Here is a 26,101-nt window from a genome sequence, read left to right on the forward strand (position 1 = left end):
TTCAGTCCTTCGTGACCCGGTTGATTTCTTCAAGGCTGGTGATGCCTTGCATGGCCTTGAGCAGGCCTGAGGTACGCAGGTCGTTGAAGCCGTCCTTACGCATCTGGATGTCGATTTCCAGAGAATTGCCTTCGGCCATGATCAGCCGTTGCAGGTCAGGGGTGTTCTTTACCACTTCATAAATCCCTACTCGCCCTTTGTAGCCGTTGTTGCACTGATCGCAACCGACCGGTTCATAGATCGTGAACGAGCCGATGCGTTCCTCGGGAAAGCCTTCTTTGAGCAGCGTCTCGCGGGGAATCTCGATGGGCTTTTTGCAATGACTGCACAGTTTGCGCGCCAGCCGCTGGGCGATGATCAGGCTGACCGAGGTCGCGATGTTGAACCCCTGAATCCCCATGTTGTGCAAGCGGGTCAGGGTTTGCGCGGCGCTGTTGGTGTGCAGGGTGGAAAGCACCATGTGCCCGGTCTGGGCGGCCTTGATGGCGATTTCGGCGGTTTCGAGGTCGCGGATTTCACCGACCATGATCACGTCCGGGTCCTGACGCAGAAACGAGCGCAGCGCCTGGGCGAAATCCAGTCCCTGCCTGGGATTGACGTTGACCTGGTTGATGCCTTCGATGTTGATTTCTACCGGGTCTTCGGCAGTGGAAATATTGATGTCGACGGTGTTGAGAATGTTCAGCCCGGTATACAGCGACACGGTCTTGCCCGAGCCGGTGGGGCCGGTCACCAGGATCATTCCCTGTGGCTGCTTGAGCGCGGCCATGTACAGGTCTTTCTGGTCGGGTTCGTAGCCGAGGGCATCGATGCCCATTTGGGCACTGGACGGGTCGAGGATCCGGATCACCACTTTCTCGCCCCACAGGGTCGGCAGGGTATTGACCCGGAAGTCGATGGACTTGCTTTTGGACAGGCGCATCTTGATTCGCCCATCCTGGGGTTTGCGCCGCTCGGAGATGTCGAGACTGGCCATGACCTTCAGCCGCGAGGCAATGCGGTTGGCCAGTTGTGTCGGCGGCCTGGCGACCTCCCGCAGCATGCCGTCGGTGCGCATGCGCACGCGGTAGATTTTTTCATAGGGCTCGAAATGCAGGTCGGAAGAACCGCTCTTGATCGCATCGAGCAGCATCTTGTGAACGAAGCGCACCACCGGCGCGTCATCGGCGTCTTGCCCTACGAGGACGTCTTGTTTCTGCTCGTCGACCGACTCGATGTCCAACCCGTCGAGGTCGACATCGGCCATGTCTTCCAGGCCGGTGGAATGGTTGTCGAAGAATTTTTCGATGGCGTCGCTGAGCTTGTCTTCTTCCACCAGGATGGCTTCGGTACTCAGCCCGGTACTGAACTGGATATCGTTGATGGCCTGGTGATTGGTCGGGTCGGAAATCCCCACGAACAGCTTGTTACCACGCCGCCAGAGGGGCAGGGCGTGGTGCTGACGGATCAACTTCTCACTGACCAGCCCTCGGGGTTGGGTGTCCTTGTCCAGGCAATTGAGGTCCAGCAGGGCCATGCCGAAATGCTCCGAGGCCACCTCGGCGACCTGCCAGCTTTTCAGCAGTTTGTTTTGCACCAGATAGCTGACCAGCGAAATTCGATTGCGTTGGGCCTGCTGATACGCCTGTTGCGCACTTTGGTCAGTGATCAGCTCAGCCAATACCAATTGCTTGGCCAGACCGCTAAGGGCGATGTCATTCATTGGAATACCGGACGCAGACAGTGAATGACTTATAGCCTAGTCAAGCAGTGGAGCCAAACCAGTCGGGTGAAGTGACAAAAAGTGTCAGATAGTGCGGATCCGTGGATCAGGAAAGGTCTTTGCCGCGATCTCACGCCCAGCAGGCAGGGGCATGCTCGGCTTGGCATGACCTGTGCTGTGCCTTGTTCAGATCATGAGATTTCGACTCATGCATGGAGCCTGTCTATGAAAAATCAAAATGGTTTTACCCTGATCGAACTGTTGATCGTCGTGGCGATCATCGGGATTCTGGCGACGTTTGCGTTGCCGCAGTATTCGAAGTACCAGGCGCGGGCGAAGGTCACCGCTGCGGTTGCAGAAATTTCGGCACTCAAGGTGCCTTTCGAAGACATCATCAATCAAGGCACCAATATTGCCACCCCCGCCGAGATCGGCGCGGTGAGCGCCACGGGTAATTGCACGATTACGGCAACGGGTACCGCCTCTACCGGTGTGGGCAGTATTGCTTGCACGATTCTCAACGCACCGGGGCCGGTGCTCAGCAAAACTGTAACGCTTTCACGCACACTTGCCGGTGGCTGGACGTGCGCCACAACAGTCGATGCAGAATATGCTCCTAAAGGTTGCCCTCCCACTCCCGCCAGCTGATCCATTCATCTTGTCAATGCCTCGCGTTTAACAACGCGGGGCATTTTTTTGTTCGCTGTTTTTGGGGCGATTCAGATAATCGAGAAACCCCCGACAATTCATGGCCTTAGGCCTGCGTTAAAACCCGCATGTTGCATGTAGATAATTTCGCAGTCATGCAATTTGCATGATTCCGAAAATTACCGTTGTTACTAACTAATTGATTTATAAGCATTTATTTTTTATTGAACAGTTGGCACAGCGTTCGCACTCTCTTCAGTAACCCTGCTGACAAGACACGCAGCAGACTTTCCAGAAATACAGGAGTTACTTGTATGAAGAAGTTCGCTATCGCTGCCGCTACTGCTACCGCGTTGACCCTGACCATGGCCAACGCCGCATTTGCACAGACCACCCAAGCGACTCAGGCACCCTTGATGCTGGCCGCCGGTGAAGTCACTGAAGCGAAAGAGGATGTTTCCGATACCTGGATCACGACCAAAGTCAAAGCCGATCTGCTGACCGAAAAAGGCATTCCTGGCACTGACATCAAAGTCGAAACCAACAAAGGCGTTGTGTCCCTGTCTTCCATGACCGTTCTGACTGATGCTCAGAAAACAACCGCCGTGGCTATCGCCAAGAAAATCAAAGGTGTCAAAGCGGTGTCCGCTGACGGCCTGAAATCCGAGTAAGGCAAGGCTTCTCGCCTGGACCGGGAGAAGGTGCGGTAGACGGGCCGAGTCATACGTCTGCCGCCACTTGAGGGTTCATGCGAAAGGCCACAAGGATGTGGCCATTACAGGCCCCGGCATTCGTGTCGGGGCCTGTTCTATTCTGGGGAACAAAGGTTAAAAGATCGCAGCCTTCGGCAGCTCCTGCATGGGGATGGGTACACCTGTAGGAGCTGCCGAAGGCTGCGATCTTTTGATTGTTCAATTCCCGCGCTTGCTAGTGATTCGAACCAACCGGTTTCCTTCAAAACGCAGGTACTGGTACATCCCGCTATTGGGCCCGTAGGTCCATTCCTCGACCTGAAACTCTTCCCGTCGATTGGCGCTGCGTTTGTAGCCCAGCAAATCGCGGGCAATGGGCTCTCCGCATTTTTGCAGCACCTCGCTGGACCTGTCTCCGACGCTGATCAACTGGCTGCCGCAGCGCAAGGTGTCCGCCGCCGTTGCCTGGCCGGCAGCCAGCGCCAAGGCCAGGCTCAGAAGCCAGCGCGCGTCCATCATTCGGCATCCAGATGCATGGACGTGATAACCCGGCCATCGCTCTGTGCCTCGCCGAGGCTGGCGTCGATGAAGTACACACGGTCATCGGCCAACTGACCCTTTTCCACCAGATAATCCTTGATGCTGCTGGCCCGTTCTTGCCCCAGTTGACGTAACAGCACTTCGCTGGAACTCCAGAACGCGATCACGTCTTCACGCATTTTGTTGCTACGTTCTTCCTTGCCCAGATCCTTCCATTCGGCGGGTGGCTGGGTCTTGAGGCGTGTGCGGTAGATCCCTTCCAGCAGCGGGCCTTTCTCGTTGTCCGGTACGTCCAGCAACGAGGCTTGGGCCGGTACTTTGTCACCGCGACGCTGGAGCATTTTGTAGTAGTTGTACTGGTATTCTCGCTCCAGGCGTTGCTCGGCAATCAGCGGGCCATCGCTGGTTTTGGCGGCAGTGCCTTCAATTTCCAGACGCAGGGCCGGACGTTCCTTGAGTGCTTGGGAGAGTTTGACTAGCGCCGCTTCGGCGTCTTTGCTCAGGTCACTCGAACCCGGTGCGAATGCCACACTGCCCAAATCTTCCGAGCCACCGCCGCTGACCAGGCCGCCAATCATTTTGAATGGCGCTGCGGCGGCTTTCACGATCAGGTTGCGCAGGGTCTGCCAGACAATAGGCATGACACTGAACTGCGGGTTATTCAGGTCGCCGCTCACCGGCAGTTCGATGGAAATCTTGCCATCGACATCCTTGAGCAAGGCAATCGCCAGCTTCAGCGGTAGGCTCACAGCGTCCGGGCTGTCGACTTTTTCACCCAGTTGCAGCTGCTCGACCACCACTTTGTTTTCGGCCAGGAGCTGGCCGTTGGTGATCTTGTAATGCAGCTCTAGATTGAGCCGGCCCTTGCGGATACGGTAACCGGCGAACTTGCCGGAGTAGGGTGTCAGCGTGGTCAGTTCCACCCGTTTGAAACTGGTGGCGATGTCCAGGCTGGCCATTGGGTCGAACGGGTTGACCGAACCCTTGATGGTTACCGGTGCATAGCGGTCGACCTTGCCTTTGATGTCGACGCTGGCCGGTTTAGCCTGGCGGCTGTCGATGGTGCCGATCTTCCCGTTGAGCTGTTGAACGGCGGTGGCGAAGTTCGGGGTCAGGCTGAAGTCGGCGAAGTTTGCCGAACCGTCATTGATGGCAACGCCGCCAATGTGGATGCCCAGCGGTTTTTCTTTTCCGGCTGCCGGTTTGGCCGAGGCTGCCGTGGTGCCGGAATCGGCGGGTTGCGGGATCAGCAGGTCATCGACGTTGGTGGTGCGATCATCGTTGATCATGAAGCGCGCATAGGGCTGGAACAGGCTGACCTTGTCGATCGACAGGCTGTCGCCATGCTGATAGTTCAGGCCTTCGAGCACCACCTGTTGCCACTTGAGGAAGTCGCGGGTTTTCAGGGTGTCGAGGGTATGCAGTTGATCGACCTGGGCTTTGCCTGTGACGTTGAACGCCAGCGGCTCTGTGCTTTTCAGGTCGACCGCCAGATCACTGCCCAGCATGCCGCTGCGCAGTTCGAGACGAATGAACGGGTTGATGTAGGACTGGGCGACGCGCAGGTCGATGTCCTTGGTCTGCACGTTCAGTTTGGCGCTGATCGGGGCCAGATTGACCACGCCATCTGCGCTGATCTTGCCTTGCTTGCCCACGCCGGTATCGAGCTTGAGGTTGAAAGGTGAGCCGTTGAGGCTGTCGAAATTTTGCAGGTCCAGGTTCAGCGGCCCCAATTCCAGAGCTACCGCCGGTTGTGCCTTGCGGTCGGCCAGATGCACCTGATAGTCACGTAGCTGCACGTCTTTGAGCAGCACCTGCCAAGGCTTGCTCGGCGCGGTCGGTTCAGGCTTCGGCGAATCGGCAGCCGCTGGTGCACTGCTCGGTTCGGCATTGGCCTTGGCGGCCGCTTTAGACGGTTGACTGGCGAACAGTTTTTGCCAATCGAGTTGCGCGTCGGCTTCGAGGGCGGCCCAGGTTTCCAGTTTCTGGCTGCGAATCTTGCCGACCACCACTTGCTGTTTGGCCAGGTCTACGGTGGTTTCGCTGATGTCCAGCCGTTCGAGCTTCGCCAGCGGTCGACCGTCCGGCGTCTTGATCGCGAAAGGCGCGACACTGACGGCAACGTTGCTCAGCAGCAGTTCGGTTTCTTTGGCCAGGTTGAGTTTGTAGTCGGTGCTGAGGCTGACGACGCCCTCTTCGAGTGCGAGTGGCACGGCATCACGCACATAGGGCCAGAAGGATTTCATCTTGCCGTCGGTGATTTTCAGCTTACCTTCGGAGGCGATCGGGATCAGGCTGAAATTACCGGTCCAGTCAATCTGTCCACCTGCCGGGCCGACGGCGACCAATGTCATGTCGGCGCTGTCTTCGGGCAGGGTGCTGAGGTTTTTCAATTCGAAATCGAGTTTGTCGTAGAGGAACTCTATGGGTTCGCTGGGCCGTGCATCCTCGAAATGCAAGGAGCCGCCGGCCAGTTTGATCCGCTCCACACGCAGCGGGAATGGTTTGGCGTCCGGGTCAACCGGGGTCGGTTCGCTGGCGGGGATTTTGAACAGGCCGAGCAGATTGAGCTTGCCGTCCTTGCCGAAGAGGATTTCGGTCTTGGGTTTATCCAGTTCTATATCGGACAGATGCAGGGCTTTGGTCCAGAGGCTGTCGATCTGCAGGTTGGCGTAGAGACGTTCGAAGCCCACTTGTTCCTTGCCCGGCTCGCCAATGACCAGACCCCAAAGGGTGACTTCAAGGCTGAACGGGTTGAGTTCGATCCGCTGAATCGTCGCCGGTGTCGTGGCGTAGTTGGCCAATTGCTGGTTGGCGATTCGCAACGCGATGCCCGGCAAAATCAGAAACCCCAGCAGGCTATAAAGAGCCAGGGCAGTCAACAAGGCGCCGATAGCGCGAATCAATCCTTTGGGCATGTGCGGCTTCATCTGTCGGAATCGGAGTGCCTTGGAGTATGGCATGCGTTTGCGGTTCCGAAGCAACCAGGCTTTATAGGATTTATCTGATTATCGGTGCGGATTTTCAGAGCTGTAGAATCAGCGTTTTCAATGGTGGCTGCTGATCCAGCGACGGGAAATCGCTGCCTGGGGTCAGCACGCTCCACTCACGCACCGGGCGCCCGGCCTTCTCGGCGCAGCGCAGAACCTGTTCGCGCCAATCGTCCATGCTGACCTTCGCCAGGTTGTTGCAGCAGATCAGCACGCCATCCTTGGCGGTGGTCAGCAGCGCCGGTTTGAGCAGGCTTTGGTAATCACGCAACAGGTCGACCGTGCCGAAAGCGCTCTTGGCCCAGGCCGGTGGATCGAGCAATACCAGATCGTACTGACGCGGCTCCAGGCGTTGATAGCTTGGCAATTTCTGCCCGCGACGCTGGCTGATCGGCAGACCGGCCAATTGACGAATGGCCGGAAAGTAATCGGACTGAATGAATTCCATTGTCGGCAATTGCGGGTTGAGCAAGCCGTTCTCACGACCCACCGCCAGATTGCCTTCGGCAAAGTCCAGGTTACACACCTCGCTCGCACCACCCGCCGCGGCGCTGAGGCCGACGCCACAGGTGTAGGCAAACAGGTTCAGCACACTTTTGTTTTTGCTGTGCGCCTTGACCCAGCCGCGAGCGTTGCGCAGGTCGAGAAACAGCAACGGGTCCTGACCGGCATGGCGCCCGCGAACCCGGTAGTTCAGTCCCCATTCGTGGCCGATCAAATCTTGCAGGGCGGCTTCGTTGGCGCGGTAGACGGTATCTTCGCGGTCGATGCGCGAGTTGCCACGGGAGCGGTCGTTGTAGACCAGCAGCGTGTCGAAACCCAGCTGTTGATTGACGGTTTCATGCAGTTGCAGCAGAGCGTCACGCTCCAGCGCCTGATGAAAGCTTTGCACTAACAGTTGCGGACCGTAGCGGTCGATGGTCAGGCCGCCGGCGCCTTCCTGGCTGCCATGGAACAGGCGATAGCAATCGGTGCCTTGCTGATGCAACTCGGCAAGCAGGTCCTGACGATGATCGAGGGCGGCGCGCAGCGCCTGATTCAAGGAAGACATGCTGGGCGCCTTGCAGGAAGAAATTGGGGGCGCGGGAGTTTAACAGCTATGGGCTTTGAGTTTTGTGGGCAAATACGTGGGATGTGGTGGCTTTGAGGGCGTCTTCGCGAGCAAGCCCGCTCCCACACTGGATTAATGAACGACACAAATTCACTGTGGGAGCGGGCTTGCTCGCGAAGCTTTTAAGCTCTTTCGACGGCCAATGCACAACATGGGGCTCATTGGTTCAGCCGCTGATCGATCAGCCCTTGCACCACGCTCGGGTCGGCGAGGGTCGAAGTGTCGCCCAGGCTGTCCAGTTCGTTGCAGGCGATCTTGCGCAGAATTCGTCGCATGATCTTGCCCGAACGGGTTTTGGGCAGGGCCGGAGCCCACTGGATCAAGTCCGGTTTGGCGAAATTGCCGATTTCCTTGCTGACATGCGCCAACAATTGGTTCTTCAATTCCTCGTTGGGTTCGGTGCCATTCATGGGCGTGACAAAGGCATAGAGGCCCTGGCCTTTGACGTCGTGGGGATAACCAACCACGGCGGCCTCGGCGATGCTGTCGTGCAACACCAGCGCGCTTTCCACTTCGGCCGTGCCGATGCGGTGCCCGGAGACATTGATCACGTCGTCGATGCGCCCGGTGATCCAGTAGTCGCCGTCCTCATCGCGACGTGCGCCATCGCCGGTGAAGTAGTAACCGGGGTAGGGCTTGAAGTAGGTTTCGATCATCCGTTTCGGGTCGCCGTAGACGCTACGGATTTGCGCCGGCCAGCTGGACTTGATGGCCAATATACCGCTGCCGGTGCCTTTGATTTCCTTGCCGTGTTCATCGAGCAATACCGGTTGTACACCGAACATCGGTTGCATGGCGCAACCAGGTTTGACCCGTTGGGTGCTGACCAGCGGGCTGAGCATGATGCCGCCGGTTTCGGTCTGCCACCAGGTATCGACGATCGGGCAGCGCTGCTCGCCGACCGTATTGAAATACCACTCCCAGGCTTCCGGATTGATCGGTTCACCGACGGTGCCGAGCAGTCGCAGACTCTCGCGGGACGTTTCCTTCAACGGCTCGGGGCCTTCACGCATCAACGCGCGCAACGCGGTTGGAGCGGTGTAGAAGATATTCACGTGGTGTTTATCGATCACTTGCCAAAAGCGCGAAGTGCTGGGGTAGCCCGGCACACCTTCGAAAATCAGCGTGGTCGCTCCGTTGGCCAGCGGCCCGTAGACGATGTAGCTATGGCCGGTGACCCAGCCGACATCGGCGGTGCACCAGAAGACTTCACCGTCGCGATAGTCGAACACGTACTTGAAAGTCATGGCGGCTTGCAGCAAGTAGCCGCCGGTGGTGTGCAGCACGCCTTTGGGTTTGCCGGTGCTGCCGGAGGTGTAGAGGATGAATAGCGGGTCTTCGGCGTCCATCGGCTCTGGCGGGCAGTCATCGCTGACGTCGCGCAACGCCTGGTGGTACCAGATGTCCCGATCGTCGACCCAGTTGATCTGACCTTGGGTACGCTCGACCACGATCACGGTGTTCACGTCGGGGCAGCTTTGCAGCGCCGTGTCGACATTCTGTTTGAGCGGCACGAATTTGCCACCGCGCACACCTTCGTCGGCCGTGATCACGGTGCGACAATCGGCGTCGAGAATCCGGTCACGCAACGAATCCGGGGAGAAACCGCCGAACACCACCGAATGAATCGCGCCGATCCGCGCACAGGCGAGCATGGCGTAGGCCGCTTCGGGAATCATCGGCATGTAGACGCACACGCGGTCGCCTTTCTTCACGCCACGGCTTTTGAGCACGTTGGCCAGTCGACAGACATTGTGATGGAGTCTTTTGTAGGTGATCTGGGCGGATTCGGCGGAGTCATCGCCTTCCCAGATGATCGCAATTTGATCGCCGCGCTTTTCCAGGTGACGGTCGATGCAGTTGTAACTGACATTTAACTGTCCACCCGCGAACCAGCTCGCTTCACCGGTTTTCAGGTCGTAACGCTGGACGGTTTGCCACGGCGCGCTCCAGTCGAGAAAGCGTGTGGCCTGTTCGGCCCAGAAGGTGCTGGGATGCTCGATGGATTGGCGGTACAGGCGTTGGTAGTCGTCTTGACTTAACTGTGCAGCCCGGCGGACGGCATCGGCTTTGGGGAACGTGCTGATATCGAACATGACGGTTCCTTATTCTTGTTTTGCGACAAGAGGGGAGCTGCGCGACCCTCGTAGGAGCTGCCGAAGGCTGCGATCTTTTGATCTTGTTTTTTACAATCAAGATCAAAAGATCGCAGCCTTCGGCAGCTCCTACAGTGATAGCGCACGCCACCGATTTTGCGGTAAACCCGGTGCCGTGGAACTGTCGGTGCTACAAGCGAAGGGGCGGGTAGACCGCCCCTTCAGCCTATCACCCGCGGTGACGACCGCGGAAGTAGTTGATCAAGCCTTGGGTGGAAGCATCGTCGGCCGGGGTTTCTTCGCTGCCGACCAGGCGGTTGTAGACGCCTTTGCCCAGTTCCTTGCCCAGTTCCACGCCCCATTGGTCGAAGGCATTGATGCCCCAGATCACGCTTTGCACGAAGACTTTGTGTTCGTACAGCGCCACCAATGCGCCTAGGCGACGTGGGCTGATGCGTTCGACCACCAGGGTGTTGCTCGGACGGTTGCCCGGGATCACCTTGTGCGCCGCCAGCTTCTGCACTTCATCTTCGCCCATTCCCTTGTCACGCAACTCGGCTTCGGCCTCGGCGCGGGTTTTGCCGAGCATCAGTGCCTGGCTTTGCGACAGGCAGTTGGCGTACAGCCACTGATGGTGGTCGGATACCGGGTTGAAGCTGACGATCGGCACGATAAAGTCGGCCGGAATCAGTTGAGTGCCTTGGTGCAGCAACTGGTGATAAGCGTGCTGACCGTTGCAGCCGACGCCGCCCCAGATCACCGGGCCGGTATCGGTGGACACCGGCGTGCCGTCCTGGCGTACGCTCTTGCCGTTGGATTCCATGTCCAGCTGTTGCAAGTGTTTGGTGATGTTGCGCAGGTAGTGGTCGTACGGCAGGATCGCGTGGCTTTGCGCGCCCCAGAAATTGCCGTACCAGACGCCGAGCAACGCCAGCAATACCGGCATGTTCTGTTCGAATGGCGCGCTCTGGAAGTGCTGGTCCATGGTGTAGGCCCCGGACAGCAGTTCCTTGAAGTTCGACATGCCAATGGCCAATGCGATCGGCAAACCGATAGCCGACCATAGCGAGTAACGCCCGCCAACCCAATCCCACATCGGGAAGATGTTTTCTTCGCGAATACCGAAGGCTACCGCCGCTGCGTTGTTGCTGGAAACGGCGATGAAGTGACGGTACAGCTCGGCTTCCGAACCGCCCTGAGCCAGGTACCAGGCGCGTGCGGCCTGGGCGTTTTTCAGGGTTTCGAGGGTGTTGAACGATTTCGACGAGACGATGAACAGCGTGGTCTCGGCGCGCAGCTTCATGGTCAGTTCGTGGAATTCACTGCCGTCGATGTTCGCCAGGTAATGGCAGCGCACGCCTTTCTGGGCGTAGGACAGCAGCGCTTCGGACACCAGCTCAGGGCCGAGGAACGAGCCACCGATGCCGATATTCACCACGTCAGTGATCGGCTTCTCGGTGTAACCGCGCCACAGACCGTCGTGGATGCGGCCCACGAGGTCAGTGATCTGGTTCAGCACTTTATGCACGTCAGGCATCACGTTGACGCCGTTGACCGACAACTTGTCGCCCACCGGGCGGCGCAGTGCGGTGTGCAGGGCCGGACGCCCTTCGGAAGCGTTGACGATCTCGCCTGAGAACAGCGCTTTGATCGCGCCCTGCAGATCGACTTCGTTGGCCAGGCCCACCAGCAGATTGCGGGTCTCGGCGTTGATCAGGTTTTTCGAGTAATCGAGAAACAGGCCGCAGCTGCTGAGGGTGAATTGAGTAAAACGCTGCGGATCGGCATTAAAGGCTTCGCGCATGCTGAAATCCTGCATGGCTTGGCGGTGGTCATTCAGCGCTTGCCAGGCGGGCAGAGCGGTAACGTCGTGAGGAGTGCGGTAATACGCCATCGCTGCGGTTTTCCTTTTTACTTGAACGGCCTTTTGAACACGATAAATCCCGGAGCGCTGCGGGTGGGCGTCCGGTCAACTGCGTCGACACGATTTCATGGCGCAGGGCGAATACAGTAAACCTCGCGCTGCAATCTGTCTTGACTTTGTCTGACCTGCTCCCGGTACTTTTTTAACATTTAAACAGGGAGCGGTCCGACAAACGGAAGGCTGACAGGGGCGTCGGCTCGATCAGGCGACCTGAACCGGAATGGCATTGCTGGTGTGGCTCAACTCGTTACCCGGCGCCATGTAGAGCATGCGCGGCTTGAAGTTGAGCAGTTCGGCTTCGCTGTAGTGGGCGTAAGCGCAGATGATCACGCGGTCGCCGACCTTGGCCTTGTGCGCCGCGGCACCGTTGACCGAAATCATGCGCGAACCTTCTTCGCCACGAATCGCGTAAGTGGTGAAGCGTTCGCCGTTGTCGATGTTGTAGATCTGGATTTGTTCGTACTCACGGATGCCGGACAGGTCCAGCCATTCACCGTCGATGGCGCAAGAGCCTTCGTAATCGAGTACAGCGTGGGTAACTTCGGCGCGATGCAGCTTGGCCTTGAGCATGATGGCGTGCATGAGTGTTTCCCCGGGTCGGAATCGAACGGCGGGCAGTTTGCCCGAAGGCTTTGTGGGCGGCAATACAGTCTGGACACGACGTAGATCCAGTGTGGGAGCGGGCTTGCTCGCGAAGAGGCCATCACATTCAACATCATCGTTGACTGTCAGACCGCTTTCGCGAGCAAGCCCGCTCCCACATTGGTTTTGCGGTGCTCAGACGGGCGCGTCGAGGTTCAGATGCAGGTTGTCGATCAACCGCGTCGTGCCCAAAAACGCTGCCACCAGAATCACCAGATCCCGATCTTGCGCCGTCGCCGGACGCAAGGTCAGCGCATGGCGAATTTCCAGATAGTCCACTCGCAGACCGGCGCCTTCGAGTTGCTTGATCTGCTCGTTGATCAGCGTCGGGTAATCGCGCTCGCCCTGTTTGATTGCATCGGCAATATGGGTCAGGGTGCGATAGACCACCGGCGCGATGGCCCGCTGTTCTTCGCTGAGGAAACCATTGCGCGACGACAGCGCCAGACCGTCGGCGGCCCGGACGGTAGGCTCACCGATAATCTGGATCGGCATGTTCAGGTCATGCACCAGGGCGCGAATCACCGCCAGTTGCTGGAAATCTTTCTGGCCGAAAATCGCCAGGTCCGGCTGGACCATGTTGAACAGCTTGCTGACGACAGTCGCCACGCCTTCAAAATGCCCCGGACGGCTGGCGCCGCACAGGCCCTCGGACAGTTGCGGAACGCTGACGCGGGTCTGGCCGGCCATGCCATCGGGGTACATTTCTTCGACAGTCGGTGCGAACAGCAGATGGCAACCGGCCTGGAGCAGTTTCTCCTGATCGGCGGCCAGGGTTCGCGGGTACTTGTCGAGGTCTTCGCCGGCACCGAACTGCAGCGGGTTGACGAAAATGCTCGCGACCACGAAATCCACCCGTTGGGTGGCTTTGGTAATTAGTGCGATATGCCCGCTGTGCAGGTTGCCCATGGTCGGCACGAAGCCGATACGTTTGCCTTCGCTACGGGCACGGGCCACGGCGGCCCGCAATTCGCGTACGGTTTTTACGGTGTTCATGCAGAGAATCCGTGTTCGATGCCAGGGAAAGTCGCCGCTTTGACTTCAGTGACGTAAGCGCTCAAGGCTGCCTGGACGCTGGTTTGGCCAGCCATGAAATTCTTCACGAATTTCGGCACGCGGCCGGTAATGGACATACCCAGCATGTCGTGCAGAACCAGCACCTGGCCGTCGGTGCCACCGCCGGCGCCGATACCGATCACCGGAATCTTCACCGCCTGGGAAATTTCTTCGGCCAGTTCGCTGGGCACGCATTCGAGCAGCAGCATGGCCGCCCCAGCCTGTTCCAGGGAAATCGCATCGGCACGCATCTGCCGCGCCTGGTTCTCGTTGCGGCCCTGGACTTTATAGCCGCCAAGAATGTTGACCGATTGCGGCGTCAGCCCCATGTGCGCGCACACCGGGATGCCACGTTCGGCCAGCAGACGGATCGAGTCCGCGAGCCACAATGCCCCTTCAACCTTGACCATGTGCGCACCGGCCTGCATCAACAGGGCGCTGTTAGTCATGGTTTGTTCAAGGGTGGCGTAAGCCATGAACGGCAGATCAGCGAGGATCAAGGCATCGGTGTTGCCGCGTTTGACGGCTGCCACGTGGTAGGCCATTTCGGCGGTGGTCACCGGCAGGGTACTGTCGTGACCCTGCAAAACCATGCCGAGGGAGTCGCCCACCAGCAGCACTTCAACCCCGGCCTCATTACAGGCATGGGCGAAGGTCGCGTCATAGCAGGTCAGCATGGTGATCTTTTCACCTTTCTGCTTGAGGCTCTGGAGCGTGGTCAGGGTGATGGCTGGCATGAAAAAATCCTCATTACAGGCGCTATGGAAACTACTGCGAGTAACGCGCGTGATTCGTCATTTATACAGGCGCACCTTCTTTCGTGGTGCTTGTAAGGCCTGGATTGCGCCCTTTGGCGCCGCGTTGGCGGCAGCGGGACGCCTATAGTCGTGAGGAGAACCCGGGAAGTCAATTGCGTGTGTTACCGCATTGTTACGTATGGGGTGTTACCGGCGTAACTGATGCGATTCAGCAGATTGGCAGGGATGACTTGCAGATTTTTTGTCCGACAAATAACCAATGTGGGAGCGGCGGTGCGACGATTCGACTTGCTCGCGAATGCGGCGTGTCAGGCGACCTAGATGCCAACTGATACACCGCTTTCGCGAGCAAGTCCGCTCCCACAGGGGGATTTGCGTTAAATCGGCGGGTGGCGTTCCAACCCGACGAACGGGCAGTCGGCGAGTAATGCTGCGAGGCTACGGCCATCGGCCAGGCGCAAATCCGCCGGTGCCAGCTCGGCCAGCGGATAGAGCACAAAGGCCCGTTCCTGCAGATGATAATGGGGAACTTTGAGGCGAGGTTCGTCGATCAGGCGATCGCCGAACAGCACAATGTCCAGATCCAGCGTGCGTGGCCCCCAGCGTTCAAGGCGCTCGCGGCCCTGGTCGTTCTCGATGGCTTGCAGCGCATCAAGCAGGTCCAGTGGCGCGAGGCGGCTGTCGAGTGCGGCGACGGCGTTGGTGTAGCGCGGTTGGCCAGGCAGTAGCGAGTCGCTTTGATAAAACCCGGAAACCCCGACCAGTTCGGTCTGCGGCAATCGCGTCAGCGCTTCGACAGCGCTGCGCAACTGTTCGGTGGGGGCAGCCAGATTGCTGCCCATGCCGATATAGACGCGTTCCATGGCTTATTCGCCTGTAACGCTCGGTGCGCCGGCAGCACGCTTGCGCTTGGCACCGCCACTGCGGCGACGTTTGCGTGGAGCGCCGGTAGCGTCATCCTTGCCGCTCAAGTCGCGAATCATGTCTCGGCGTTCGCTGTCGTTGGCGTCCTGATAATCGGTCCACCATTCGCCCAGCCCATCGGTCTGCTCACCGGCGCTTTCACGAAGCAGCAGGAAGTCGTAACCGGCGCGGAACCGCGGGTTGTCCAGTAACAGGTCGGCGCGTTTGCCGCTGCGCCGTGGCAAGCGCTCCTGCATGTCCCAGATCTCGCGAATCGGCATGGTGAAGCGTTTCGGAATGGCGATGCGCTGGCACTGCTCGGCGATCAATTCGTGAGCGGCTTCCTGCATCGCCGGAATCGGCGGCATGCCGCGTTCTTGCAGGCGCAGTACCCGGGCCGGCAGGGCAGGCCAAAGCAGGGCGGCAAACAGGAACGCCGGGGTGACCGGTTTGTTCTGTTTGATTCGCAGGTCCGTGTTGATCAGCGCTTCACTGATCAGCGTGTGGGTGTAGGTCGGGCTGTATTCCAACGCTGCCGCACTCGCCGGGAACAGCGGATCGAACAACTGCAGGTCGACCAGCATTTCGAAGGTGTCCGCGGCATAGCCGGAGAGGAACAGCTTGAGCACTTCTTCGAACAGACGAGCCGACGGGATCTCGCGCAGCAGCGGTGCCAGTTCGCGAATGGGCGTGGCGCTGTGTTTTTCGATGCCGAAATTCAACTTGGCGGCGAAACGCACGGCCCGCAGCATCCGCACCGGGTCTTCCTGGTAACGTTGCTTCGGATCGCCGATCAGGCGGATCAGGTGATTACGGATGTCGTGTACGCCGTTGGCGTAATCAAGAATGCGCTCGCTGACTGGATCGTAATACAAGGCGTTGATGGTGAAGTCGCGGCGTTGTGCGTCTTCTTCCAGGGTGCCGTAGACGTTGTCGCGCAAAATGCGCCCGCTTTCATTCCGAGACGATTGGTTGCTGTCTTCGTCTTCGTCGTTTTGCGGGTGATTGGCGCGGAAGGTCGCGACTTCAATGATTTCGCGGCCAAAGTGGATATGCACCAGTTTGAAACGCCGACCGATGATCCGCGCGTTGCGGAATTCGGCGCGTACCTGTTCAGGCGTGGCGCTGGTGGCGACGTCGAAATCTTTCGGCGTGATGCCGAGCAGCATGTCACGCACACAGCCGCCGACCAGGTAAGCCTGGTAACCGGCGTTCTGCAGGCGTTCGACGATATTCACCGCGTAACGACTGAATTGTGCCTTTTGCAGCGAATGTTGGCCGCTGTTGAGCACTTCAGGCGTACTGCGAATGTGTTGCGTATGACGCTTGGGAGAACGGAATGACTGGAACAACTTCTTCAGCATGGGATGCACTGTTTGAAGGAATGTTCGGCCATAACGAAGAATGACCGCATGATGGGCGGGGATTCTAGCATTTAGTCGGGGGATGGTGTAGGACACAGCAGATATGAGCTGCAAGCCACAGCTACAAGAGAAAAGCGAAGCGCAGGCGGGGGAGGTTTTTCAAATCGCAGAAACCACAAGGGGAGCCGAAGCTCCCCAAGAAGTAGTTGCATGCTCTATTTTTATTATTGGTTTCGGGCTTCTTGTTTTTGTTGAGCGCCCTCGCCATGAAGCTTTCCTTCATGACCCTCCCAATCGGGAGCCAAGAGCAAACGGATTGCTTTGGTCGCTGTGCTGCTGTGATCGTTCGATCCAACCAGTTCAGGCACTGTCTCGGGACAGTTTTTTATTGTTCTCGGCCTGGTCGTGGGGCGAGCCCCAAATGCAACGCCTCTCCAAAAGAATCAGTTAGCTACGCCTCTCGCCGTCTTGTTTTTATTGTGCGTGAGTCGATACGTCTTATTTTTATTGTCTTGTTCATTGCTTGTTATTGTTCTTGTACTGAACATATAGCAGGGTGCGTGCCAACTTTTGTGAGGCCCAGTAAAACAAGGGGTTAGGCGGGCTAATGAGGTTTTTCGGGGGCAAAAAAAACCGGGGCTTCGTTACCGTAAGCCCCGGCTTCTGTTACGCGAAAAAGCTGAGGTAACAGTTTTTTCACAATGTCATGTGTTACCCGCACATGCGACAGGTGCGGTTCAGCTCTCGCTGGCCACCCCGGTTTTACGCCGCGGAATGCCCAGGCGCTGACGGCGTTCCCACAGGCATTTGCGACTGACCCCCAGTTTGCGGGCCAGTTCGGTTTCGGTCATGTGGTCCTGATGCTCGAGGACGAAATGCTGGAAGTAGTCTTCCAGGGACAAATCTTCAGTCGGTTCATGGCTGGTGTTACCGGCACCGTTGCCCTGCTGGGGCGCCAGACCGATGAAATCGTCGTCATCCAGATCGCTCAATTCGATATCGATGCCCAACAGCTCTGCAGAAATTTCCGGGCTTTCGCACAGAATCACTGCACGTTCGACCGCGTTTTCCAGCTCGCGAACGTTACCCGGCCATGAATAATGTCGAATGGCCTGTTCGGCATCGGTGGCAAATCTCAGGTCGGTACGGCCAACCCGTGCACTCTGCCGCGCGAGGAAGGCAGTGGCAATTTCATTGACGTCCGCGCCGCGCTCACGCAAGGCCGGCAGTTTCAGGGCGATTACGTGAAGGCGGTAATACAAGTCTTCACGGAACTGACCAATCTTCGCCAGGCTCTTGAGGTCCCGGTGGGTCGCGGCGATCAACCGTACGTCGACCTTCTGCGACTGCACCGAACCTACCCGGCGGATTTCTCCTTCCTGCAACACACGCAGCAGGCGGGCCTGGGCTTCCAACGGCAATTCGCCGATTTCATCGAGGAACAAGGTGCCGCCGTCCGCCGCTTCCACCAACCCGGCACGTCCGGCACTGGCGCCGGTAAACGCGCCTTTTTCGTGGCCGAACAGTTCGGACTCGATCAGGCTTTCCGGAATGGCCGCACAGTTCACCGAAATCATCGGCGCCTTGGCGCGTTTGGACAGGTTGTGCAGGGCGCGTGCTACCAGTTCTTTACCGGTACCGGATTCGCCCTGGATCAGGACATTGGAATCGGTTGGCGCGACTTTGCGGATTTTGCTGTACAGGTCCTGCATCGGCGGACACGAGCCAATGATGCCGATTTCGCCGTTGCTGTTGTCGATACCGTTTTTAGCGGCGCCATTGCCCGTTTTACCGACGACCGGTTCACCGCTGGCTTGCGCCGATTGCCGGTCACGCAGGATTCGCGCGACGGCCTGGAGCATTTCGTCGTGGTCGAAAGGCTTGGCGATGTAATCCACCGCGCCCATTTTCATGGAATCGACGGCCGAACGCAGGCTGGCGTAACTGGTCATGATCAGCACCGGAGTGCCTTGGCCAAGTTTGATCAACTCGGTACCAGGTGCGCCCGGCAGGCGCAGGTCGCTGACGATCAGGTCAAATGTGGGGATGCTGAAACGCTCTTGTGCTTCCTGCACGGATCCGGCTTCGCTGACCTGGTACTGGTTACGTTCCAGCAGACGGCGCAAGGCGGAGCGGATAATTGTTTCGTCTTCGACGATCAAAATGTGCGGCATTGATTCGATACTCTCGACGGTCTCAGTTCACAGCGGACGTCGCTTCGACATGACGCGGCAAAGTTACCCGGATACGGGTGCCGCGTTGGCTTTGAACATCAGCCGGGCTGTCGATGGTGATTTGTCCATAATGCTCTTCAACGATGGAATAGACCAGTGCAAGGCCCAGACCGGTGCCTTCGCCAGGGTCCTTGGTGGTGAAGAAAGGTTCGAACAGTCGGTCCATGATGTTCGAGGGAATACCACTGCCTTCGTCTTCGACGATCAGATCGACCGTGTGTTCGCCGGCTTCGCTTTTGACTCGTACCGCACTGCCCGGAGGCGAGGCGTCGCGGGCATTTGAGAGCAAGTTGATCAATACCTGGGCGAGCCGCTGCGGGTCGCCTTCGACCCAGTGGTCGGGGTCGCACAGGTTGTAGAACTGTACTTCGAAATTGCGCCGGTTCAAGGCCAGCAGGCCGATGGCATCCTGGGCCACTTCCGCCAGACAGACGGGCTCGTCACTGTGCTGATAGCTGCCGGCATGGGCGAAGCTCATCAGCGACTGAACGATGCGTGACACGCGTTTGGTCTGTTCGAGGATCTGCCCGCTGATTTCCGTGAGTTCGGTGTCGTCCTCACGCTCTTCACGCAAGTTCTGCGCGAGGCAGGCAATGCCGGTGATCGGGTTGCCGATTTCATGGGCCACGCCGGCCGCCAGTCGACCGATGCTGGCCAGACGCTCGGAGTGCACCAGTTTGTCTTCGAGCATCTGGGTTTCGGTCAAGTCTTCCACCAGCAGCACCAGGCCGCTGTTACCCGGCGCCAGCGGTTCATCGATCGCCGCTTTGTGCAGGTTCAGCCAGCGCGTCTGACCATCGAGGGCCAAGTGCTGTTTGTGCAAATGCTCGTCCGGCAGGTTGATGAAGCCCTGCAGCAGCTCTTTCCAAGGATCGGCAATGGTACTCAGGCGCGAACCGACCACACGCTGCGCAGCAATCCCGGTCAGTTCCTCCATGGCCTTGTTCCACATGAGGATTTCCTGATCCTTGGCCAGCGAGCACACGCCCATCGGCAATTCCTGCAATGTCTGGCGGTGGTAGCGGCGCAGGGCATCGAGTTCGGCGGCAAGACCGGTGAGGCGCGAGTGGTAGTCCTCAAGACGGCTTTCGATGAAGTGGATGTCTTCGGTAACGTAGTTTTCGCCGCCAGCCTTGTAGGGCAGGAAGGTTTCGACCATGTCCTGCGCCACGCTTGGCCCCATCAGGCCGGAAAGGTTGGCTTCGATACGGTCACGCAAACGGCGCAAGGCGTAAGGCCGGCGCTCGTCGAACGGCAAGTAGAGGTCGCGCAGGGCCTGTTCGACTTCCTTCTGTGCAGCCTTGGCGCCCAATGGTTTTGCAAGCTGTGTGGCAAAATTCCTGAGGCGAGGCGGCATGCAGTTCGCGGCGTTGCGGGCGGCGAACGTTATCCACGGCGCAGGCTTCGGCGGCGCTGGCCTCTTCGGGGCTGGCGTTGGTGAACAGCGAGATCAGCGTGAACATCAGCACGTTGGCGGCCAGCGAGGCAATTGCCGCCATGTGCCAACTGGTGTCGTCCAGCACGTAGATCATGTTCAGCAATGGAATGTAGAAACCCTGCAGATTGCCGACCAGCGGCAGCAGCATGGTTACCAGCCACACCAGAATCCCCGCCAGCAGGCCGGCGATGAAGCCGCGACGGTTGGCGGTCGGCCAGTACAGCACCGACAACACCCCTGGCAGGAACTGCAACGTGGCGACGAAGGCGACGATGCCAAGGTTGGCCAGGTCCTGCTCGGCACCCAGCATCAGGTAGAAGCCGTAACCGGCCATGATGATCGCGACGATCAGCGCCCGGCGGGTCCATTTCAGCCAACGGTAAATATTGCCTTCGGCCGGCGGCTGATAGAGCGGCAGCACCAGATGGTTCAGCGCCATCCCGGACAGCGCCAGCGTGGTGACGATGATCAGGCCGCTGGCCGCCGACAATCCACCGACATACGCCAGTAGCGCCAGGGCTTTGCTGTTGGCGGCGATGCCGATGCCCAGGGTGAAGTACTCCGGATTGGTCGTGGCGCCGAGTTTCAGCCCAGCCCAGAGAATCAGCGGCACCGCGAGGCTCATCAACAGCAGAAACAGCGGCAGACCCCAGCTCGCACTGACCAGCGAGCGCGGGTTGAGGTTCTCGGTAAAGGTCATGTGGTACATGTGCGGCATTACGATCGCCGAGGCGAAGAACACCAGCAGAAGCGTGCGCCACGGGCCTTCCTGCAATGGCGTGTGCAGGGCGGCGAGGGCGGTCTGGTTTTGCAGCAGCCACAGTTCCAGCTGTTGCGGCCCATCAAACACGCCGTACAGCGCATACAGGCCAACGCCGCCAATCGCGATCAGTTTGATCACTGACTCGAAAGCAATCGCGAACACCAGGCCTTCATGCTTCTCGCGGGTAGCGATGTGGCGTGAGCCGAAGAAAATCGTGAACAGCGTAATCAGTGCGCAGAAGCTCAGGGCCACGCGATGCTGCACCGGCTCGCGGGTGAGAATGCTGATGGAGTCGGCCACTGCCTGAATCTGCAACGCCAGCAACGGCAGCACGCCGATCAGCATGAAAATTGTTGTCAGTGCGCCGGCCCAGGTGCTGCGGAAACGAAACGCGAACAAGTCGGCCAGGGACGAGAGTTGATAAGTGCGGGTGATTTTCAGGATCGGGTACAGAAGCACCGGCGCCAGCAGAAACGCTCCGGAAACCCCGAGGTAGCTGGACAGAAAACCGTAGCCGTACTGATAGGCCAGGCCCACCGTGCCATAAAACGCCCAGGCACTGGCGTAAACGCCCAGCGACAGGGTGTACGTCAGCGGGTGGCGAATGATCGCCCGGGGGATCATGCCCCGTTCGCTGACCCAGGCCACGCCGAACAGCACCGCCAGGTACGCGGCGCTGATCAGGATCATCTGGGTCAGGCTAAAGCTCATCGGCATCTTTTTGGCTCTGCAGGATGAAGGTCACGACAATCAGAATCAGCCAGAGCAAATAAGGGCGATACCAGGCGCCCGTGGCGTCGATCCACCAATCCATGATGGCCGGGGAGAACAGATAAATCCCCACTACCAGGAGCAGGACCAAGCGATAGATGTACATCCCGGCCTCTCTTTTTTATGCGCGTGCCCGAAAACGTGCGGCGATGGTAACGGATGGGCGCGCCACTGCAAGTGGCATCACTGCAGTTGCGCTTCAGGCAACGTCAGTGTGCGCGGGATCAGCGATGCATCCCAGTGGGTAATCCCCCAGTTCAGCACTTGCCGTGGCGTGGCGTCATTCAGTTCGGTCGCAGGTTTGTGCCCCAGCGCCCGCAATGCGCGCAGCAACAGCGGCGTAGCCTGATCTTCGGTCAGCGGCGGCGAGCGATAGGATTTGCCGAGTTTGTGGCCGTCCGGCTGGGTAATCAGCGGGATGTGCAGGTAGCGCGGTTGCGGCACGCCCAGCAGTTCTTGCAGATAGAGCTGGCGCGGCGTGGAATCCAGCAGATCGGCGCCTCGCACGATATCGGTGATGCCTTGCCAGGCGTCGTCCAGCACCACTGCCAATTGATAGGCGTAGAGCCCGTCGCGGCGGCGGATCACGAAATCACCCACCTCCCGCCCCAGATGTTGACGGAACTCGCCCTGCACCCGGTCGATGAAGTGGTATTCCAGCTCCGGTACACGCAGGCGGATCGCCGCGTTCTCGGTGCCATGCCCCGCGTTACGGCAGAATCCGGGATAGATGCCGTGATACGGCTCCAACTGCTTGCGTGAACAGGTACAGGCGTAGGCCAGGCCCTGATTGAACAGGCGATTGATGACTTCGTCATAGGCCGCGTGTCGCTCGCTCTGTCGGACCATGTCGCCATCCCACTCGAACCCGTAGCTTTCCAGCGCCTTGAGAATTGCCGCCTGAGCGCCGGGTTCTTCGCGCGGCGGATCGAGATCTTCCATGCGCACCAACCAGCGGCCGCCGACCGAACGGGCGTCGAGGTAGGAGGCCAGTGCTGCGACCAGCGAACCGAAATGCAGGTGGCCACTAGGGGTAGGGGCGAAGCGCCCAATATAATTGGGGGAGGCGATGGCGGTCATAAGGTCGATATTACGTTGTCCGGGCGTGCACCAGCCACCTGTGGGAGCAGGCTTGCTCGCGAAGGGGCCATCAGCTTCAACATTAATGTTGCCTGACACACTGCTTTCGCGAGCAAGCCCGCTCCCACAGGTTTGCTGCCAAGGCAAATGTCAGAAACAAAAAACGGAGCGTTCGCACGCTCCGTTCTTCGTTCAAGTCGCCAAGATTACTTGCCGACTTGCTTTTCCTTGATTTCCGCCAGGGTCTTGCAATCAACGCACATGTCGGCGGTAGGGCGGGCTTCCAGTCGCTTGACGCCGATTTCGACGCCACAGGATTCACACCAGCCGTATTCTTCGTCTTCGATCAATTGCAGTGTTTTGTCGATTTTCTTGATCAGCTTGCGCTCGCGGTCGCGGGCGCGCAATTCGAGGCTGAATTCCTCTTCCTGGCTGGCACGATCTGCCGGGTCAGGAAAGTTGGCCGCTTCGTCTTTCATGTGATCAACAGTACGGTCGACTTCCTGCATCAAGTCCTGTTTCCACTTGTTCAGGATCTTGGTGAAGTGAGCGCGCATGGGCTTGCCCATGTACTCTTCGCCCTTCACTTCTTTGTAGGGTTCGAAGCCGCTGATCGACTGATTTTGCTGCTTTGCTTGGGTGGGCATGAAATGGACCGCCTCTACTCTTGTAATCCATTGCGCAGGATTGCTCCATCACCGACACCTGCCGGCCCTGCGGCTGCAAGCGGGCGAACTTACCAGATCAAATCGGACCGCGCTACTCCCGGATGTCGAGCCCGCGGCCCGTGGGCCTTGCAAAAGATTGCAAAGCCTTGCCTGGTGGCTCTGGAGACCTGATCAATTATTGATTTTAGTCAAACCTGGAGCATACGCTTGAACCGTTTGAGACCAGCGTTATATGGGCTCTGACCGCTTCAGGTTCTCGCTCGTTCCTGCGCTTGAGTAGAATCGATTCTTTTCCCCGTTGTAAGGAAGGCTAATGGCTCTGTCCTACAGTGCGCGCAGTCGCGCTATCGAACCGTTTCACGTCATGGCTCTGCTCGCGCGAGCCAACGAGCTGCAAGCGGCCGGCCACGACGTGATTCACCTGGAAATCGGCGAGCCGGATTTCACCACCGCCGAGCCAATCATCCAGGCCGGCCAGGCTGCGCTGACGGCGGGGAAAACCCGTTACACCGCCGCCCGCGGCATTCCTGAGCTGCGTGAAGCCATTTCGGGCTTTTATCAGCAACGTTACGGGCTGAACATCGATCCGCAACGAATTCTCATCACGCCCGGCGGTTCCGGCGCGTTGCTGTTGGCCAGCGCCTTGCTGGTGGACCCAGGTAAACACTGGCTGCTGGCAGACCCGGGTTACCCGTGCAACCGGCATTTCCTGCGGTTGGTGGAAGGCGCGGCGCAGTTGGTGCCGGTCGGCCCCGATGTGCGTTATCAGCTGACCCCGGACCTGGTGGCGCGCCACTGGGATCACGACAGCGTCGGCGCTCTGGTGGCATCGCCGGCGAACCCGACCGGAACCATCCTGACCCGCGACGAGTTGGCCGGGCTCTCTGCAGCAATCAAGGCCCGCCACGGCCATTTGGTGGTCGACGAGATCTACCATGGCCTGACGTACGGCACGGATGCGGCCAGCGTGCTGGAGGTCGATGACAGCGCCTTCGTCCTCAATAGTTTTTCAAAGTATTTCGGCATGACCGGCTGGCGTCTCGGTTGGCTGGTTGCACCAGAAGCGGCGGTCGGAGAGCTGGAAAAACTCGCCCAGAACCTCTACATCAGCGCGCCGAGCATGGCCCAGCACGCCGCATTGGCTTGCTTCGAGCCCGCCACGATCCAGATTTTCGAGGAGCGCCGCGCCGAGTTCGGCCAACGTCGTGATTTCCTGCTGCCCGCCCTGCGTGAATTGGGTTTCGGTATCGCCGTGGAGCCGGAAGGCGCGTTCTACTTGTACGCCGATATCAGCAAGTTCGGCGGTGATGCCTTCGCGTTCTGTCGACATTTCCTCGAAATCGAGCACGTAGCGATCACGCCGGGCTTGGACTTCGGGCGTTATCAGGCGGGGCATCATGTGCGATTTGCCTACACCCAAAGTCTTCCACGCTTGCAGGAAGCGGTTGAGCGGATCGCTCGTGGTTTGCGGAGCTGGCAAGGCTGATGCGTTTTCATCCTCCCCTCGAAGAAGGTCGCTTGATTCGTCGCTACAAACGTTTTCTTGCCGATATCGAAACCGTTGGCGGCGAGTTGCTGACCATTCACTGTCCAAACACCGGTTCGATGCTCAATTGCCAGGTCGAAGGCGGGCAGGTCTGGTTCAGCCGTTCCAACGACCCCAAGCGTAAATTGCCCGGCACCTGGGAAGTCGGGGAAACCCCGCAAGGGCGGCTGTTTTGCGTAAACACCGGGCGCGCCAACGGTTTGATCGAGGAGGCGTTGCGGGCCAATGTCATCACCGAACTGAACGGTTTTACCGAACTGAAGCGCGAAGTGGCGTACGGTCAGGAAAGCAGCCGCATCGATTTTCGTCTCGATTATCCGGGCGGGCCCGCCTTTGTAGAAGTCAAAAGCGTCACCCTGGGCTTCGATGGCTCGTTGGTGGCGGCATTTCCCGATGCAGTGACCCAGCGCGGTGCCAAGCATTTGCGCGAGTTGGCGCATTTGGCCCGGGACGGGATTCGTGCCGTGCAGTTGTATTGCGTGAATCTGACGGGCATCGACTCCGTGCGTCCTGCCGAAGAAATCGATTCGGCCTACGCGGCGGCGTTACGCGAAGCGGTGGAGTGTGGGGTCGAAGTGCTGGCGTATGGCGTGCACTTGACCCACGAAGAGATGGTGGTCGATCGGCGCCTGGAGGTGCTGTTAAACGGTTAGCCAGATCCCTTGCTCATCTTCGCGGCAGGGGATGGCGGTCAGGGACTGACCGGCGCAGGGGCCAGCGACGCATTCGCCGTCTTCAATCAGAAACAGCGCGCCATGGGTGGCGCACTGGATCAGGCTGTTGCTGGGATCGAGAAACTGGTCGGGCTTCCATTCCAGTCCGACGCCCCGGTGCGGGCAGCGATTTTCATACACATACACCCGGCCGCCCCTGCGCACGGCCAGGAGTTTCTGACCGTCGATGTCGAAACCGCGACTGCTGGCGTCAGACAATTCGGCGCCAGCGCAAAGAAACTTCATGTCTATCCTCAAGTCCCGCCGCTCGTGACCGGATAGGTCCGGGCTTGACGTTCAAATGCAAGCAAATATCAAATGGCCGCTCACCCACAGGGCGATTGCCGGATGCCGAGGATACTTGGCCTGTTCTCTCGATGCCCGGCAAAACTTTTCAAGGAAGCTGTTTTATGCGTCTGAGTACGACCGGCCAATGACCCTTCTGGTTAAACCTCGCGCGTT

20 protein-coding genes and 1 pseudogene are annotated in these 26,101 nt (G+C 58.8%); 4 read left to right on the top strand and 17 right to left on the bottom strand.

Features of this window, described 5'->3' with window-relative positions:
• Position 1: 1 nt before the first annotated feature.
• Positions 2-1,702, bottom strand: a complete 1,701-nt coding sequence (gene pilB, locus ABH909_RS07970) for a type IV-A pilus assembly ATPase PilB (RefSeq protein ID WP_429431942.1) — start codon at positions 1,700-1,702, stop codon at positions 2-4.
• A gap of 225 nt (positions 1,703-1,927) precedes the next feature.
• On the opposite strand from pilB, the gene ABH909_RS07975 reads away from it, so the two are divergent.
• On the top strand, positions 1,928-2,350 hold the full coding sequence (locus ABH909_RS07975; RefSeq protein ID WP_429431945.1) for a pilin: 423 nt from the start codon (positions 1,928-1,930) through the stop codon (positions 2,348-2,350).
• Between the two features lie 314 nt (positions 2,351-2,664).
• Positions 2,665-3,021, top strand: coding sequence for a BON domain-containing protein (locus ABH909_RS07980; protein ID WP_183682673.1), 357 nt, complete (start codon positions 2,665-2,667; stop codon positions 3,019-3,021).
• Between the two features lie 240 nt (positions 3,022-3,261).
• Here ABH909_RS07980 and ABH909_RS07985 read toward each other — a convergent pair whose 3' ends face one another.
• The 15 genes and pseudogenes from ABH909_RS07985 to dksA all read right to left on the bottom strand — a co-directional run bounded on the left by ABH909_RS07985 (position 3,262) and on the right by dksA (position 23,359).
• A complete protein-coding gene (locus tag ABH909_RS07985; protein ID WP_429439776.1) occupies positions 3,262-3,558 on the bottom strand; it encodes a DUF2845 domain-containing protein in 297 nt (98 codons plus the stop codon).
• Complete coding sequence (locus ABH909_RS07990) at positions 3,558-6,545, bottom strand: DUF748 domain-containing protein (protein WP_429431948.1); 2,988 nt, start codon at positions 6,543-6,545, stop codon at positions 3,558-3,560. Before ABH909_RS07990 ends, ABH909_RS07985 begins: the two co-directional genes overlap by 1 nt.
• 61 nt (positions 6,546-6,606) lie before the next feature.
• A complete protein-coding gene (locus ABH909_RS07995) occupies positions 6,607-7,623 on the bottom strand; it encodes a class I SAM-dependent rRNA methyltransferase (RefSeq protein ID WP_429431951.1) in 1,017 nt (338 codons plus the stop codon).
• 218 nt (positions 7,624-7,841) lie between these two features.
• Positions 7,842-9,779: an acetate--CoA ligase gene (gene acs / locus ABH909_RS08000; RefSeq protein WP_429431954.1), complete on the bottom strand. Its 1,938-nt coding sequence runs from the start codon at positions 9,777-9,779 to the stop codon at positions 7,842-7,844.
• A gap of 229 nt (positions 9,780-10,008) precedes the next feature.
• The gene (pgi, locus tag ABH909_RS08005) at positions 10,009-11,673 is read right to left on the bottom strand and encodes a glucose-6-phosphate isomerase (RefSeq protein WP_429431957.1); all 1,665 of its coding nucleotides are present in this window, start codon (positions 11,671-11,673) and stop codon (positions 10,009-10,011) included.
• Positions 11,674-11,904: 231 nt separating this feature from the next.
• A complete protein-coding gene (panD, locus tag ABH909_RS08010) occupies positions 11,905-12,285 on the bottom strand; it encodes an aspartate 1-decarboxylase (protein ID WP_008153310.1) in 381 nt (126 codons plus the stop codon).
• Between the two features lie 195 nt (positions 12,286-12,480).
• Entirely contained in the window at positions 12,481-13,341 is an 861-nt protein-coding gene (gene panC / locus ABH909_RS08015) for a pantoate--beta-alanine ligase (protein ID WP_429431961.1), read from the bottom strand.
• Complete coding sequence (gene panB, locus ABH909_RS08020) at positions 13,338-14,138, bottom strand: 3-methyl-2-oxobutanoate hydroxymethyltransferase (protein ID WP_429431964.1); 801 nt, start codon at positions 14,136-14,138, stop codon at positions 13,338-13,340. Before panB ends, panC begins: the two co-directional genes overlap by 4 nt.
• A 398-nt stretch (positions 14,139-14,536) precedes the next feature.
• Positions 14,537-15,022 (bottom strand): 2-amino-4-hydroxy-6-hydroxymethyldihydropteridine diphosphokinase, encoded by a 486-nt coding sequence (folK, locus tag ABH909_RS08025; RefSeq protein WP_429431967.1) that lies wholly within the window; start codon positions 15,020-15,022, stop codon positions 14,537-14,539.
• A 3-nt stretch (positions 15,023-15,025) separates the two neighbouring features.
• On the bottom strand, positions 15,026-16,426 hold the full coding sequence (locus ABH909_RS08030; RefSeq protein ID WP_429431970.1) for a polynucleotide adenylyltransferase PcnB: 1,401 nt from the start codon (positions 16,424-16,426) through the stop codon (positions 15,026-15,028).
• Positions 16,427-17,163: 737 nt separating this feature from the next.
• Positions 17,164-18,600 carry a sigma-54-dependent transcriptional regulator gene (locus tag ABH909_RS08035; protein ID WP_429431973.1) on the bottom strand — a complete coding sequence of 479 codons (1,437 nt, stop codon included), beginning with the start codon at positions 18,598-18,600 and terminating at the stop codon, positions 17,164-17,166.
• A 22-nt stretch (positions 18,601-18,622) separates the two neighbouring features.
• Positions 18,623-21,578: pseudogene (locus tag ABH909_RS08040) on the bottom strand (sensor histidine kinase).
• Positions 21,562-21,738: a hypothetical protein gene (locus tag ABH909_RS08045; RefSeq protein ID WP_003176118.1), complete on the bottom strand. Its 177-nt coding sequence runs from the start codon at positions 21,736-21,738 to the stop codon at positions 21,562-21,564. Before ABH909_RS08045 ends, ABH909_RS08040 begins: the two are co-directional and overlap by 17 nt.
• 77 nt (positions 21,739-21,815) lie before the next feature.
• The gene (gene gluQRS / locus ABH909_RS08050) at positions 21,816-22,712 is read right to left on the bottom strand and encodes a tRNA glutamyl-Q(34) synthetase GluQRS (RefSeq protein ID WP_429431975.1); all 897 of its coding nucleotides are present in this window, start codon (positions 22,710-22,712) and stop codon (positions 21,816-21,818) included.
• A 206-nt stretch (positions 22,713-22,918) separates the two neighbouring features.
• The gene (gene dksA / locus ABH909_RS08055; RefSeq protein ID WP_007902025.1) at positions 22,919-23,359 is read right to left on the bottom strand and encodes an RNA polymerase-binding protein DksA; all 441 of its coding nucleotides are present in this window, start codon (positions 23,357-23,359) and stop codon (positions 22,919-22,921) included.
• Positions 23,360-23,693: 334 nt separating this feature from the next.
• Here dksA and ABH909_RS08060 point away from each other — a divergent pair, with 334 nt between their 5' ends.
• Both ABH909_RS08060 and sfsA read left to right on the top strand, forming a co-directional pair.
• Complete coding sequence (locus tag ABH909_RS08060) at positions 23,694-24,866, top strand: pyridoxal phosphate-dependent aminotransferase (protein WP_429431977.1); 1,173 nt, start codon at positions 23,694-23,696, stop codon at positions 24,864-24,866.
• Complete coding sequence (sfsA, locus tag ABH909_RS08065; protein WP_429431979.1) at positions 24,866-25,579, top strand: DNA/RNA nuclease SfsA; 714 nt, start codon at positions 24,866-24,868, stop codon at positions 25,577-25,579. The genes ABH909_RS08060 and sfsA overlap by 1 nt, the downstream gene beginning before the upstream one ends.
• On the opposite strand, the gene ABH909_RS08070 is transcribed toward sfsA, so the two are convergent.
• Complete coding sequence (locus ABH909_RS08070; protein ID WP_429431982.1) at positions 25,568-25,885, bottom strand: Rieske (2Fe-2S) protein; 318 nt, start codon at positions 25,883-25,885, stop codon at positions 25,568-25,570. The genes sfsA and ABH909_RS08070 overlap by 12 nt on opposite strands.
• Between the last annotated feature and the right edge of the window lie 216 nt (positions 25,886-26,101).

This window comes from Pseudomonas sp. BS3782 TE3695 (genome assembly GCF_050435305.1).
Lineage (GTDB): Bacteria > Pseudomonadota > Gammaproteobacteria > Pseudomonadales > Pseudomonadaceae > Aquipseudomonas.

Coding starts and splice junctions, on each gene's coding strand:
- pilB (WP_429431942.1), bottom strand. CDS start 1,702: ATGAATGACATCGCCCTTAGCGGTCTGGCCAAGCAATTGGTATTGGCT.
- pgi (WP_429431957.1), bottom strand. CDS start 11,673: ATGGCGTATTACCGCACTCCTCACGACGTTACCGCTCTGCCCGCCTGG.
- panC (WP_429431961.1), bottom strand. CDS start 13,341: ATGAACACCGTAAAAACCGTACGCGAATTGCGGGCCGCCGTGGCCCGT.
- ABH909_RS07995 (WP_429431951.1), bottom strand. CDS start 7,623: ATGTCTTCCTTGAATCAGGCGCTGCGCGCCGCCCTCGATCATCGTCAG.
- ABH909_RS07985 (WP_429439776.1), bottom strand. CDS start 3,558: ATGGACGCGCGCTGGCTTCTGAGCCTGGCCTTGGCGCTGGCTGCCGGC.
- dksA (WP_007902025.1), bottom strand. CDS start 23,359: ATGCCCACCCAAGCAAAGCAGCAAAATCAGTCGATCAGCGGCTTCGAA.
- ABH909_RS07980 (WP_183682673.1), top strand. CDS start 2,665: ATGAAGAAGTTCGCTATCGCTGCCGCTACTGCTACCGCGTTGACCCTG.
- ABH909_RS08035 (WP_429431973.1), bottom strand. CDS start 18,600: ATGCCGCACATTTTGATCGTCGAAGACGAAACAATTATCCGCTCCGCC.
- panD (WP_008153310.1), bottom strand. CDS start 12,285: ATGCACGCCATCATGCTCAAGGCCAAGCTGCATCGCGCCGAAGTTACC.
- sfsA (WP_429431979.1), top strand. CDS start 24,866: ATGCGTTTTCATCCTCCCCTCGAAGAAGGTCGCTTGATTCGTCGCTAC.
- ABH909_RS08045 (WP_003176118.1), bottom strand. CDS start 21,738: ATGTACATCTATCGCTTGGTCCTGCTCCTGGTAGTGGGGATTTATCTG.
- ABH909_RS08070 (WP_429431982.1), bottom strand. CDS start 25,885: ATGAAGTTTCTTTGCGCTGGCGCCGAATTGTCTGACGCCAGCAGTCGC.
- ABH909_RS08060 (WP_429431977.1), top strand. CDS start 23,694: ATGGCTCTGTCCTACAGTGCGCGCAGTCGCGCTATCGAACCGTTTCAC.
- acs (WP_429431954.1), bottom strand. CDS start 9,779: ATGTTCGATATCAGCACGTTCCCCAAAGCCGATGCCGTCCGCCGGGCT.
- ABH909_RS07975 (WP_429431945.1), top strand. CDS start 1,928: ATGAAAAATCAAAATGGTTTTACCCTGATCGAACTGTTGATCGTCGTG.
- gluQRS (WP_429431975.1), bottom strand. CDS start 22,712: ATGACCGCCATCGCCTCCCCCAATTATATTGGGCGCTTCGCCCCTACC.
- ABH909_RS08030 (WP_429431970.1), bottom strand. CDS start 16,426: ATGCTGAAGAAGTTGTTCCAGTCATTCCGTTCTCCCAAGCGTCATACG.
- panB (WP_429431964.1), bottom strand. CDS start 14,138: ATGCCAGCCATCACCCTGACCACGCTCCAGAGCCTCAAGCAGAAAGGT.
- folK (WP_429431967.1), bottom strand. CDS start 15,022: ATGGAACGCGTCTATATCGGCATGGGCAGCAATCTGGCTGCCCCCACC.
- ABH909_RS07990 (WP_429431948.1), bottom strand. CDS start 6,545: ATGCCATACTCCAAGGCACTCCGATTCCGACAGATGAAGCCGCACATG.